13 protein-coding genes are annotated in these 12,861 nt (G+C 61.8%); 6 read left to right on the top strand and 7 right to left on the bottom strand.

The window, feature by feature from the left end; all coding sequences use genetic code 11:
- Position 1: 1 nt before the first annotated feature.
- The 6 genes from AC1DYF_RS14545 to AC1DYF_RS14520 form a co-directional block, all read right to left on the bottom strand.
- Positions 2 to 349 (bottom strand): hypothetical protein, encoded by a 348-nt coding sequence (locus AC1DYF_RS14545; RefSeq protein ID WP_477877439.1) that lies wholly within the window; start codon positions 347 to 349, stop codon positions 2 to 4.
- A gap of 19 nt (positions 350 to 368) precedes the next feature.
- Positions 369 to 923, bottom strand: coding sequence for a GNAT family N-acetyltransferase (locus AC1DYF_RS14540; RefSeq protein WP_477877438.1), 555 nt, complete (start codon positions 921 to 923; stop codon positions 369 to 371).
- A gap of 18 nt (positions 924 to 941) precedes the next feature.
- Positions 942 to 2,120, bottom strand: a complete 1,179-nt coding sequence (locus AC1DYF_RS14535; protein ID WP_477877437.1) for a M20 aminoacylase family protein — start codon at positions 2,118 to 2,120, stop codon at positions 942 to 944.
- A gap of 24 nt (positions 2,121 to 2,144) precedes the next feature.
- Positions 2,145 to 3,491 carry an LLM class flavin-dependent oxidoreductase gene (locus AC1DYF_RS14530; protein ID WP_477877436.1) on the bottom strand — a complete coding sequence of 449 codons (1,347 nt, stop codon included), beginning with the start codon at positions 3,489 to 3,491 and terminating at the stop codon, positions 2,145 to 2,147.
- A gap of 22 nt (positions 3,492 to 3,513) precedes the next feature.
- The gene (locus tag AC1DYF_RS14525; RefSeq protein WP_477877435.1) at positions 3,514 to 4,509 is read right to left on the bottom strand and encodes an MsnO8 family LLM class oxidoreductase; all 996 of its coding nucleotides are present in this window, start codon (positions 4,507 to 4,509) and stop codon (positions 3,514 to 3,516) included.
- Positions 4,510 to 4,871: 362 nt separating this feature from the next.
- Complete coding sequence (locus AC1DYF_RS14520; protein WP_477877434.1) at positions 4,872 to 5,597, bottom strand: GntR family transcriptional regulator; 726 nt, start codon at positions 5,595 to 5,597, stop codon at positions 4,872 to 4,874.
- A 138-nt stretch (positions 5,598 to 5,735) separates the two neighbouring features.
- On the opposite strand from AC1DYF_RS14520, the gene AC1DYF_RS14515 reads away from it, so the two are divergent.
- From AC1DYF_RS14515 to AC1DYF_RS14500, 4 genes are read left to right on the top strand one after another with little or no spacing between them, the layout of a single operon-like run.
- A complete protein-coding gene (locus AC1DYF_RS14515; protein ID WP_477877433.1) occupies positions 5,736 to 6,575 on the top strand; it encodes an ABC transporter ATP-binding protein in 840 nt (279 codons plus the stop codon).
- The gene (locus AC1DYF_RS14510) at positions 6,562 to 7,578 is read left to right on the top strand and encodes an ABC transporter substrate-binding protein (RefSeq protein ID WP_477877432.1); all 1,017 of its coding nucleotides are present in this window, start codon (positions 6,562 to 6,564) and stop codon (positions 7,576 to 7,578) included. Before AC1DYF_RS14515 ends, AC1DYF_RS14510 begins: the two co-directional genes overlap by 14 nt.
- Before the next feature lie 10 nt (positions 7,579 to 7,588).
- A complete protein-coding gene (locus AC1DYF_RS14505) occupies positions 7,589 to 8,350 on the top strand; it encodes an ABC transporter permease (RefSeq protein WP_477877431.1) in 762 nt (253 codons plus the stop codon).
- A gap of 12 nt (positions 8,351 to 8,362) precedes the next feature.
- Positions 8,363 to 10,732, top strand: a complete 2,370-nt coding sequence (locus AC1DYF_RS14500) for a hypothetical protein (protein WP_477877430.1) — start codon at positions 8,363 to 8,365, stop codon at positions 10,730 to 10,732.
- 57 nt (positions 10,733 to 10,789) lie between these two features.
- On the opposite strand, the gene AC1DYF_RS14495 is transcribed toward AC1DYF_RS14500, so the two are convergent.
- Positions 10,790 to 11,131 (bottom strand): hypothetical protein, encoded by a 342-nt coding sequence (locus AC1DYF_RS14495; RefSeq protein WP_477877429.1) that lies wholly within the window; start codon positions 11,129 to 11,131, stop codon positions 10,790 to 10,792.
- A 484-nt stretch (positions 11,132 to 11,615) separates the two neighbouring features.
- Here AC1DYF_RS14495 and AC1DYF_RS14490 point away from each other — a divergent pair, with 484 nt between their 5' ends.
- On the top strand, positions 11,616 to 12,200 hold the full coding sequence (locus tag AC1DYF_RS14490; protein WP_477877428.1) for a TetR/AcrR family transcriptional regulator: 585 nt from the start codon (positions 11,616 to 11,618) through the stop codon (positions 12,198 to 12,200).
- Complete coding sequence (locus tag AC1DYF_RS14485) at positions 12,197 to 12,799, top strand: DsbA family protein (protein WP_477877427.1); 603 nt, start codon at positions 12,197 to 12,199, stop codon at positions 12,797 to 12,799. The genes AC1DYF_RS14490 and AC1DYF_RS14485 overlap by 4 nt, the downstream gene beginning before the upstream one ends.
- Positions 12,800 to 12,861: the final 62 nt, after the last annotated feature.

The following is a 12,861-nucleotide window of genomic DNA, read 5'->3' as shown; positions in this document are numbered from 1 at the left end:
GTCAAACATAACCCCAGGACAGACCGGCCAGCAGCGGCGAGCGGGAAACCCGGGCAAGCGCCAAGGCCACGCCGAGTAGCGAGCCGGCTATGGTCGCAAGCAGGGTCAACAGCAAGGTCCGGCCGAGGCCGGCAAGCACCGGTTCGGCGAAAAACCACTGCGCAAACACGTTCCAGCCCCAGCGTGGATTGGTAAAGGTCGAGTAGAGAACGAGCCCGATGACGACAGCCGAAAAGACGGTCCCGATCGTCCGCGCCGGATAGCGCGCCGGAACCACTTTGAGCCTGGAGTAATCGCTGACGTCGCCGTCAAGAACGTGTTGGTTGGAATAGTCGGTTGCCAAGGTCATCGCCGTTCTCCCCCCGAAGTCATGCATGTGTCGGATGATGCGGCGGCACGGCGTGAACCGCCGGCGACGGCATGTCCGGATCGCTGGCCAGATGGCTGATGTCCTTCTCGAACGGCAGGGTCTTGTGCACTTCGGGATCGACCGTGCGATCGAAGAGCGCCGTATAGCCATAGCCGAGATAGAGGCCGACGGCTTCGGGCTGGCGGAAGCCCGTCGTCAGATAGACGCGGCTATAGCCCTGCCTGGCGGCCTGCACTTCCAGCTTGACGAGAACCTTGCGCGCCAGTCCCTGGCGGCGCAGGTCGGATCGCGTCCAGATCCGTTTGAACTCGGCGGTACGCTCGTCATAGTGCTTGAATGCTCCGCCGCCGATTGTCTCGCCATTGCGGAAGAGAAGCAGAAAATTGCCGTAGGGCGGCGCGAATGCCTCGGCCGGATAGCGGTTCAATTCCTCCGCAGCACCGCCGGCGCTGAAGAAATCGCCGTACCGGCCGTCATATTCGCGGATCAGGTCGTCGATAAGCGGCTTGGCGCGCGGATCCAGCGGGCTGGTGAAGATGAAGATGTCGCTCATGGTTTTGCTCCAGGCTATCTATCCGAGAAATGTCTCCGCCAGCCGCACCCAGTAGCGGGCGGCGGGAAGCAGGATGTCGTCATTGAAATCGTAGCGGGCGCTGTGCAGCGGTGCGGTGTCGCCGTTGCCGACGAACAGGTAGCAGCCCGGCCGCTCCGCCAACATGAAGGCGAAGTCCTCGCTTGCCGTGCGCGGTTTGAAGTCGGGCTCGATCTCAGCCGGACCGAAGGCCTTGCGGGCGACGTCCTCGGCAAAGCGCGTCTCGGCCTCGTGGTTGACGAGCACGGGAAAGCCGAGCCGATAATCCACCGCCGCCGTCGCGCCGAAACTGTCGGCCTGGGCGCGGACGAGCGCCGGTATCCTCTCCTGCAACACATGCCTTACGGACTCGCTGAAAGCCCGCATGGTCAGCTTCAGGTCGACGCTTTCCGGAATGACGTTGGACGCGTGCCCGCCGTGAATGGAACCGACTGTGACCACCGCCATCTCGCGTGGATCGACGTTCCGCGATACCACGCTCTGCAGAGCCATGATCAGCGAGGCGGAGGCGAGAACCGGATCGACGCCGCGATGCGGTTCGGCGCCATGCCCGCCCTTGCCGAGGATGCGGATATTGGCCTGATCGACCGACGCCATGGCAGGCCCTGCGACGAAGCCGAACTGACCGGTCGCCACGCCCGGCCAATTGTGCAGGCCGAACACCGCGTCGACGGGAAACTTGTCGAACAATCCCTCGTCCAGCATGCGGCGCGCGCCGGCGCCGATCTCCTCGGCCGGCTGGAAGATCAGCGTCAGCGTGCCGTCGAAATCGCCGCGCGCTGCCAGCGCATGGGCGGCAGACAAGAGAATTGCCGTGTGACCGTCATGCCCGCAGGCATGCATGACGCCCTTTTTGCTGCTCGCATAGGCAAGCCCCGTCTCCTCCTCGATCGGGAGAGCATCCATATCGGCACGAATGCCGAGACGGCGGGTGCCGCGTCCCTTCGTCAGGGTCGCAACGACCCCGGTTCCGCCGATCCCGATGCTGACCGTGTAGCCCCATTCGGTCAGAAGAGCGGTGACGATGCCGCTCGTCCGGCGCTCCTGGAAAGCAAGTTCGGGGTTGAGGTGGATATCGCGCCTGAGATCGACGAACTGCGCGATGTGGTCGGCGACATGACGTTCGGCGGGTGACGGCGGCCTTTTCGGATCAAGCATAGGATGCTCCCGGGAACACGCGCCTCAGGCGCGTGCCGCCCTTTCCTGCCCCGCCGTGCCGGTTTCGGCGTAGCGGCTTTGCTTGAAGGGCAGACCGAGATGCGCCCGCAACGTGCTGCCCTCGAGCTCCTGGTCGAAGTAGCCGCGTGCCGTGAGGACCGGCAGGACATGCTCGACGAAGTCATCGAGACCTTCGCCCAGCACGGGGAAGCCGAGGATGAAGCCGTCGGCCGCATCCTCTTCGATCCAGCGGATGAGCTCGTCCGCCACATGCTCCGGCGTGCCGATGAAGTCGGTGCGCGGCGTCGTGACATCGAGCGCGATCTCGCGCAGGGTAAGACCCTTTTCGCGGGCGATGCGTTTGATACGATCGGTGGTGGCGCGAAAACTGTTCTTGCCGATATCGCCAAGTTCCGGAAATGGCGCGTCGAGCGGATAGGTCCGAAAATCGTGGTGGTCGAAGAAACGGCCGAGATAGAGCAGCGCCTCCTCGATGGTGACGAGATTGCGGATGACGTCGAACTTGGCATCGGCCTCTTCCTGCGTCCGGCCGATGACCGGACCTATGCCGGGGAAGATCTTGACATCATCGGCGCTACGGCCCTGGGCCACCGCGCTCTGCTTGACCTGCCGATAGAAGATCTTGCCTTCCTCGATCGTGCCGCCGCCGGTGAAGACGGCGTCGGCATGCTTGCCCGCCAGCCTGATGCCCGAGTCGGAAGACCCCGCCTGGAAGACCAGCGGCTGGCCCTGCTGCGAGCGGCCGGCATTGAGCGGCCCTTCGACCCGGAAGAAGCGGCCCTTGTGGTTGAGCGTATGAAGCTTGTCGCGGTCGAAGAAGCGGCCGGTCTCTCGATCGCGGACAAAGGCGTCGTCGTCCCAGGAATCCCAAAGGCCCTTGACGACGTCGATATATTCCTCGGCGATCTCGTAGCGCAGGCTGTGTTCGAGATGTTCGCGGCTATAGTTGCGCGCGGTGCCTTCGAGCGGCGTCGTCACCGCATTCCAGCCGCCGCGGCCGCCGCTGATCTGGTCGAGCGAGGCGAACTGGCGGGCGAGCGTGAAAGGATCGCTGTAGGACGTCGAGACCGTTCCCACCAGGCCGATCTTCGAGGTCGAGGCTGCAAGCGCCGAGAGGATGGAGATCGGCTCGAACCGGTTGAGGAAATGCGGAATGGATTTGTCGTTGATATAGAGCCCGTCCGCGACGAAGGCGAAGGCGATGCCGGCAGCTTCCGCCTGGCGCGCCTTGTCGACGAAGAAGCCGAAATTGATGCTGGCATCGACCGGCACACTCTCATGCCGCCAGGCATTCATATGTCCGCCGGGGCCCTGCAGCATGATACCGAAATTGATCTTGCGTTGTGTCATTGGAGTTCTCCCTTCACGCTGCTCAGGCGGCAAGCGCGACGCCCTGCTTGGCAATCAGTTCGATGGAGGCGAGGCGGTCGAGCGCATTGACGGCGGGCGTCTCGATGACGAATTCCTCGACACCGAATTCGCGATGCAGCGCATCCAGCCGGGCGCGCACGTCGTCCGACGACCCGGAGATGATGTCGGGCGTCTTTTCTTCGGTGCGGAACGTGTCGAAGCCAGATTGGCGCGCGAATTCGGCCGCCTGCTCTTCGGTCGTCACATTGACCGACTGGCCATCCGGCAGAAACACTTTGACGATGCGGAAAGCGTTGACCCGGCTCTTCGCGGCTTCCGCGGTTTCGGCTGCGAGGGCAGCAAGCGCAAGCAGAGGCGCCCGTCCGGTCAGCCGGCGATATGTCGCGAAGGTCTCACGGAGATTGACAACATCGCCGTTCATATGGCCGGCAAACACCAGCTGCCAGCCGTAGCGGGCCGCAAGCTCGGCGCTCTCGACACTGGCGCCGAGCAGGAATTTTTCCGCCGGAACCGGCGGCGTCGGCTGGGCAAGCGGTTCAGGCTGAGTCTTGCCTGACGGCAAGGCCAGGAATTTGGTCAGATCGGCGATCTGCGCCTCGAAGCTGGCCTTGCGCGAAGGATCGAAATAGGCCTGCAGCGCTTTGGTTGCGGCGGGAAAGCCACCCGGCGCCTTGCCGATGCCGAGATCGACCCGCCCGGGCGCCAGGCTCGCGAGCAGATTGAAGTTTTCGGCGACTTTGTAGGGGCTGTAATGCCGGAGCATGACGCCGCCGGAGCCAACCCGGATTTTGCTGGTCCTGGCGAGGATATAGGCGATCAAAACCTCCGGCGCCGAACTGGCAAGCACAGGGACGTTGTGATGTTCGGCCAGCCAGAAACGGTGATAGCCGAGCTCCTCCGCGCGCCGCGCATAAGTGATGGTGGCGATCAAAGCGTCGCTCGCATTCAACCCTGGCGCAACCGGGGATTTATCAAGCAAACTCAGTTTGTATGGCATCCGACACTCCCGCGTTCTCATATACATATTATCTATCGATTTTATGTACAAAAGGAACAGATTTGCGCGGAACGTGCAAGATGGAAAATAAGCGTGCCGGCAATATCAACCGGGGCGAGAAAACGATTTAGCTCTATCCAGCTGTTTCAAAAAGATTTTCTTGAATTGAACAGATGGAATCTCTAGGCAGCAGACAGCTTCCCCGCGAGAAATTCGAGGGGACAGCCCCACGGCTCGCACGCAATGATTCTTAGGCTGCGGGACCTGAAAGTGGCTTGATTTGGGTAAAGTCGATCGGGCGACCTGGTTGCAAACCTGGAAGACGACCTGCGCTTGAGGGGCATGTTCGGCTCACCGCACTCCTACCGGAAGATGCTGTTCATGACGAACCGATATCGCTCGGGGCGGACATAGAAGGTCGAGCGTTCCGCTGGCGTGCCGTCGGTGAACCACGACGTGCGCTCCATCACGAGCAGCGCTGCCCCTTTCGAAACGTCGAGGATTGCCTCGAGTTCAGGATCGGCAGTTTGCGCACCGATCATCACCTGCGCGCGCTCGACATCGAGCCCGAAAAACGCGGCGACGATCGCGTAGGCCGGGCGCGCTTCGATTTCCTCGCGCGACAAAGCCGCTAACCTCGCCGGCAGAAAAGTTCGCCCCAGAGCGATCGGTTCGCTGTCCACGAGATGAAGACGATCGAGAGCAAGGCAAGTCTCCCACCCGACGCCAAAGGCTACGGCGATCCTGTCGGGTGTTTTCACCTTGTCGAGAGAAAGGATCTTCATACTGGCGTTCAAGCCCTGCAGAATGAGGGATTCGTGGAAGCTTCGGAGCGTGTCGAGCTCATGCCGAACTTCCTTGCCGGCGACATAGGTGCCCTTGCCCTTGCGCCGCTCGATCAACCCATTTCTTGCAAGCTCGTCCAATGCCAGCCGAACGGTTACCCGGCTGACCGCGAACCGCGCCCCGATCTCCGCTTCTGACGGCAGCCTGCCGGAGGGCTCGAATCGGCCGCTCAGAATTTCATCGCGCAACGTGCCGGCGATCTGTCGGTAGAGCGAGGTGGCATTGTCCCTGACGATTGGCATTCGATGATTTCAATAGCGAGGATTTCAGTGGTCGGGCCGTTCATACCGGGGATTTTTGCCGCTGTCGATGCGGGCGCTTGCCATACTTGTATTAAAATGTATTATTCATCATGTCTTTGTCTATGGAATTAGTCGTCTATGCAGGCCATTACTCCTTTGCGCTCAACACCCGTCCTCTCGGCGGATGCCGTCAGCTTTGCCTACAACAATGGCCGCGACGTGTTCAGGAACTTTTCGCTGAAGGTGAAACGGGGCGAATTCCTTGCCTTGCTCGGGCCGTCCGGCTGCGGCAAGTCCACAATGCTCAATCTGCTCTCCGGCTTCCTCAAGCCGACATCGGGGACGATCTCCATCAATGGCCAGCCGGTCTTCCCGGAAATGCCGGCGCTTGGCTATGTCTTCCAGACCGCCAACCTCTTTCCCTGGCTGTCTGTCGAGGACAATGTGCGCTTCGGGCTCAAAATGGCCGGCAAGACAAGCGTAGCCGAACAGCGCCAGAAGGCCCTGCACTATCTCTCGCTCGTCGGGCTGGAGAAGAATGCCGCCGATCTCCCGCATCAATTGTCGGGTGGCATGCGCCAGAGGGTCGCGCTTGCCCGCACGCTGGCGCTCGAGCCCGATATTCTCCTGATGGATGAGCCGTTCGCGGCACTCGACGCCATCACCCGCATCCACATGAACGAGGAACTGCTGCGGCTCTGGTCGGAACTCGGCCAGACCATCGTCTTCATCACCCACGACATCGACGAGGCCATCTTCCTCGCCGATCGCGTCGTCGTTCTCGGCCTGCCGCCGGACGGTATCGATAGCGAATTCCCAATCGATCTGCCGCGCCCGCGAGACCGCAACAAAGTCCGCAGTTCGCCACGCTTTGCCGATTACGGCGATCAGCTCATGCGCCGGATCGGCGCCATCACCCAGACCGGAAGGCCCGCCCGCCTCGAACAATCAGGAGCACGTCAGCATGCAAACCTTTAAGACGATCCAGAAAGCCATCCTTGCCGCGACACTGGCCTTGCTGGCCGCCGCGCCGGCTCTGGCGGCGGGCTCGCCGCCGCTCCGCATCGGCTGGGTCTCAGCCATGGCCAATGCGCCCGTCCTGATCGCAGAGAAGAAGGGCTATTTCAAAGAAGAGGGATTGACCGTCGAGCTCAAGCAATTCGGCGACGGGCCGGTCATCCAGCAGGCCGTGGCCTCGGGCGATGTCGACATTGCCTATGTCGGCGCTCCACCGGTCTACCAATGGTTCGCACGCGGGCTCGACAGCGTTATTCTCGCCAAGGTCAATTACGGCCAGGCAGCACTCGTCGCCAAGGCATCCGGCCCGATCCGCAGCCTTGCCGACTTCAGGGGGCAACGGCTGGCCGGCGTCAATCGCGGCAGCGGCATGGATGTGCTGTTGCGTGGCTTTGTGCTCAAGGACGTCGCCAAGCTCGATCCGGATAAGGATCTGCAGCTTTCCAACATGCCGGTCGCCAACATGAACGCGGCGCTCGACACCGGCGTGGTCGACGCCGTCTTCGAATGGGAGCCCTTCGTCAGCCAGTCGGTGCTGCGCGGCACCGGACGGGTGGTCTTCGATGTCAACGAGGCCCTGCCGCACTATCCCTGGTACGTGATTGCGTCGACCCGCAAGGTCGCCAGCGAGCGGCCGGACGATATCGTCAAGTTGCTGCGCGCCCATCACAAGGCAATCGCTTTCCTGCACGATCACCCTGCAGAAGCCGACCGTATCATCGCCGAGGCTTTCAAGCTCGGAGCCGTGCAGTCAGCGGACGGCAAGACGGTGCCCGCCGAGCAAATCGTGGCGGAGGCGCGCAAGCGACTCGGCTGGTCCGATGCGATCGAAGATACCGATCGCGCCTTCATCCAGCGTCTCATGGACTATTCCCTGGCACTCGGCTTTCTCTCCAAGCCTTTGAAGGCCGAAGACGTCATCGACACGCGCCTTTGGGCTCGGGCAACCGGCGCACAGAACTGAGCAGGTTGATATGTCGGGATTAGTCACTTGGCCAAGACCCTCCTGGAGCTGGGCTTCGCTTCCGGCTCTCGGGCTCGTCTGGTGCCTGGCCGCCAGCCAGGTGCCATCCTATGTCCTGCCGCAACCTTGGGACGTAGCAATCGAGGCCGGCCACTGGATCGGTTCGGGAGATCTCTGGTGGCAATTGTATGCGAGCCTGCTGCGGGAGATCGGCGGCTTTGCGGCGGCAACGATCGTCGCTTTGGCCATCGGCACAGGTGCGGCGCTTTCATCCGGGTTCCGCGCCTTCATAGGACCGCTCAACAGCCTGTTCATGGCGATACCGCCAATCGCCTGGGCGCCGCTGTCGATGATCTTCTTTGGCCTGGGCTATCTGTCGATCGCCGTGGTGATCTTCATCGCCGCCGTATTTCCCATGGCTACGACGATCCAGGAAGGCGTGCTCACCATCCAGGGCGGAGAAATACGCGCGGCCAGGACATTGGGCGCCAACAGGCTTCAGCTTCTGCGCCATGTCTATCTCCCGGCCTCCCTTCCCTTCGTCACGACCGCGCTCCGGATCGGCTTTTCGCAGGCGTGGCGGGCGTTGGTCGCCGCCGAGATGATCGGCGCCTCCCAGGGCATCGGTTGGATGGTGGCAACGGGTGGCCAGACGGGAAATTCCAGCGAAGTGCTTCTCGGCGTATCGCTGATTGGACTGATCGCCTGGCTCATGGAAAGCCTGGTGTTCCGACGTATCGAGCGCCGCTACGAAAGCTGGCGCGGACAATAAGAGGTCATTGCAATGTTGACGAATTCGAACCGCCGGCCGGCGGCTGGGCAGACTGTTGCGCCTGATGGCCTCTATGATCACATCAAATCCCTGCCGTTCCTCGGCCGGCTGACCTGCGACCGCAAGATATTGACGGCAGGCGAATGGACCGAGCTGACCCTGATCTATGAAATCGGTGCAGTCGGGCTCGCCGATGGCGGCTGGCTCAAGCTCGCCTTCAAATTCTATTCCGATTGGGCTCTGTTCCAGACGTCCGATCCGGCCGCTGCCAACTATGTCTCCGCAGAATATCACGCTGGCGCTCTATTTCCTGGCCAGAGCTCATCGACAGTGCGCGCATTAAAGGTGCGCTTCGATCAAAAGGGCCATGAGCGCCCCTTCCAGAAGGCCGTCATCATCGACGTCGTCGACGGCTATCTCAATACCGGCGACCGCATCGTCATCCGGCTCGGCGACCGCCGGCAGGGCGGAGCGGGCACGCGTGTGCAGACTTTCGTCGAGAAATCCTTCCGCTTCCGCATGTTCATCGACCCGCTCGGCAGTTCGAAATTCGCCGAAGTCCCCGGCGATTGCATGCTTGAGATCGTGCCCGGCGCGCCGCACGCGGTCAGCCTGATTGCACCGCGCCTCAGCGAACCGAATGCGTCCATCCGGGTTCTTGCCCGCGTCGACGATATCTGGGGCAATACCTGCCGCGACCGGCAGATCGATGGACAGCTCGTTCTGACCGGCCCCGATGCTTCCGCCGGGACGGAACCCCTGGCATTCGCCTCCAATGGCTGGACGATGGCGCAATTGCCCTTGTCGCTCGCACAAAACGGCGAATGGCAGCTGCAGGCAAAGGTGCATGGCGTTCCGGTCGAGCCGGCAACGGCCTTTGTTCAGGTCGAGCCGTCCACCGACGGCTATCGTCCCTATTACGCCGATCTCCATGTCCATTCAGAGGACACCGTCGGCACCAACGATACTTATTACAATCTGAGCTACGGCCGCGACATCGCCGGCCTCGACATCGTCGGCTATACGGTCAACGACTTCAACATCACCGAAGCCAAATGGAACGAGGCCGTCGCCCTGATCGGTGAATTGAACGAGCCCGGCCGGTTCGTCTGCTATCCCGGCACCGAATGGTGCGGCAATTCCGCCGCCGGCGGCGACCGCAACGTCATCTTCCTGCGTGACGGCAAACCCCGCTTCCCGTTCGACGATGAGGGCCACAGCGTGCGTTCCTTCGAATGGAACGAATTCACTGCCGGCGCGATCCGCCCGGGCGTCTGGCCGGTCGATGACCTCTGGACAGCCTATGCCGACGATCCGGAGGGGCATCTGATGATCCCGCATGTCGGTGGTCGGCGCTGCATTTTCGACTGGCATCATCCCGAACTGGAACGCCTGACGGAAATCACCTCGGCCTGGGGCCAGTTTCATTGGAACTATGTCGACGCGCTTCGCCGCGGCCATCGGCTGGGCGCCTCCGCCGCCAGCGACGAACACCAGGGCCGCTGCGGTGGCGGCGCACCGGCCACGGCCGTGTTCGGCTCGCGCGGCGGCCTGACCGGTGTATTCGCAGAATCCTTGGACCGGGCTTCGGTCGGCACGGCACTCCGCGCCCGGCGCACATTCGCCACCACGGGCGAGCGCAGCTTTGCCAGCCTGCGGCTTGGTGAACACTGGATGGGAGAGGTCGCTGAAGTTGATCCCGATCAGCCGCTTGTCTACCGCCTGCTGGGCGACAAGGGATGGGAAGAGATCAGCCTCTATGATGCGGATCGCCGACTCTGGACGCGGAACCTGCATCAGGAAGCAGGCTTCTCCAACCGGCGCCTGCGTCTCCGGTTCGGGGGCGCGCGCATCAAAGACCGTTATCGCGCCGCCTATTGGCAGGGGGAGATCGAAGTAACCGGCGCCGCCTTGCTCGGCCATCGCGGCATCGGTTTCGATCACCCCGAACAATGCGCCTGGCGCAAGGATGCGACGACGATCGGCTTCCAATCCGCGACCCATGGCGATGTTGATGGCGTCGAACTTTCAATCTCCGATCTTGCCGGTGCGCGGATCGCGGTGCATGCCAATCTCTACGGCTATGTGAAAGTCGGCGACCCGCTCGACCCGCCGCCGCATATCGACCTGCCGGCGGCCCATCTCGCCGTGTTGGGAGACGAATTGCTTTCCAAAGGCGAGATCGTGCTCGATCTGCCCGGCGTGGAGCTTCGACTTACCCTGGACTGCATCACGGAAAGTGCTCTGCCGCGCGACGCAAGCGGCGCCATCGACATTTCAACGCTAGGTCTTGAAGAAGGGCGCGAGCATCCGCTGTTCATCACCGCCCGGCAGGTCGATCAGTCGCGTATCTGGACGTCACCGCTCTTCCTGAGAACATAGGCATGTCATCAGAAAGACGCCACAAGGCCCGTCGCCACTGACTTCGCATCCATCTTCTTAGGCGCCATCCTTCGCCTCCAGTTCGAGGCCATGGGCGGCGCCGAGCAGCCAGTAGCGCTCGGCGTCGATGAACTTGGCGACGATTTCGTCCTTCGGTCGAATTGCGAGGTGACGAGATAGAGGCTGGCAGTCGGCACGCTGGCGCCGAGTTCGACCAGCAGCGCCGCAAACCGTGGTTCGATGCGAGCGAATGGTCGAGCGCGCCGCCGATGAAGACGGGGATCGCCACGGCACCCTTGAGCCCACCCCCGTATCGTAGCGGTCGAGAAAGGCCTTGAGCAGGCCGAGATAGCTCGCCATGTCGGAGGGCGTGGCAAAGACGACGAAGCCAGGTTCCACCGCTCTTTTGTTGAGCGCCTTGACGCTCTACGGATCTCGGGAAAACAGGCCGGCCGCGTGCTGCGATAGTTCGACCACCTCGACCTTCAGTAAGGCGACTCCTCTTCGTTCGCACGATCCCGCTCAACCACGAAAAATATTCGTCTGCCAAAAAAGCTCTAGGCAAAGCGTTTTCTATAAATATAGTAGGAAAGGAACGACCTGTCTTTCTCTCGGCGATCTAAGTCATTAGATTGGGATTCCGGATGTTGGTGGGTTCCGACGTGAGCGGAGCGAACGGCGCGAATTGGAAGGGAGCAAGAAGCAAATGGCTTGATAACAACGGAAACAAATCGCCTGGCGCACCCCGTATCGCGAGCGTACCGGAACGACCTCTCGTCCATTCGATGCCGCTGTCGTTCAACAATGTATCGCATCCGTCAGGATTCAGGCCATACGAATCTCCCGCCGATTCTGAAAAGCATTCCCAACCCAAAGCAATCAGATGAAAGAACCCATATCAGATCAGATCCTTTCAGCCGCCAGCGCGCTCTTTTATCGCGAAGGCATCCGTGCCGTCGGCATAGATCGCATCATCGAGGTGGCGAATGTCGCTAAGGCGACGCTCTATCGCCACTTCCCTTCCAAGGATCATCTCGTCGCCGCCTATCTCCAGGATCGCCACGACCGGGTTATTCATTCCCTTCAAGAGGCATTGGAGAGGGAAGAAACCCCGAGAAACCAGCTCAAGCTGATTTTCGAGCGCCTGTACGAGAAAGCCGACAGCCCGGAATTCCGCGGCTGCGCGTTTGCGCTCGCCGTTGCCGAACACGGCGATTCAGAGCGGGTCGTGTCCGTAGCGCGAACGCATAAGAAGATGGTCGGAGACATTTTCCGCGACATCATGTCGAGGGTCGGCGTCAAGACGGACCAGGCCGCGGCGCATCTTGCTTTGCTTTACGAGGGAGCGCTGGCGACGGTGGCGGTGGGACGCGACCCGCAGGCGGTCCTCCTCGCCCGCGATTGTGCACTCTCCGTGTTCGACGCGGCAATCCATTCGACCAAATCTTTCGAGACTGTTTCAGCATGACGAAAACCATCGATTACTTCTTTGGCATAGGCTCGCCCTGGGCCTTCATCGGCCTCGAACCGTTCGTGGCCCTCGCCCGACAGCATGGGGCATCCGTTCGCCCCTATGTGATCCCGCTGATCGAGGACAATGGGGCGATCTATTCACGCAACCGGCCGGAGGCGCGCCGTGCCTATTGGCTGAAGGACCTCACGCGCTGGGCAGCGCTGCGCGGCAAGACGCTGAACTTCCAGAACCGTACCCAACTTTCGGACCCGACGCCGGCGGGCCTCATGGTCATCGCCGCCGTCGATGCGGGCGACGACTGGCTCAAACTGTCTGGTGCCCTGCAGGAGGCCTTCTGGGCGCGTGCCGAAGACATCGGCAATGCCGATGTCCGCCGCGCGATCGCCGATGATGTCGGCTTCGATGGCGCCGCACTGGAGCGAAAAGCCCAGAGCGAGGCCGTGCAATCGATCTGGAAAGCCAATTACGAGATCGCCAGGAGTGCCGGCGTCTTCGGTCTCCCGACGTTCCGCTACGAAGACGAGCTCTATTGGGGACAGGACAGCCTGCCCTTCCTCGAACGCCATCTCAAGGGTGAAAAACTCGTCGCCTGATCCAACGACAGACCGGACTGCATGCGTCGCCCACAGCCCGGTTTGCCGCACCCCAGACCGTT

Source organism: Rhizobium sp. P2_G9 (genome assembly GCF_056403475.1).
Note: the sequence above shows the minus strand (reverse complement) of the source record. Positions and strands in the feature narration are given on the sequence as shown.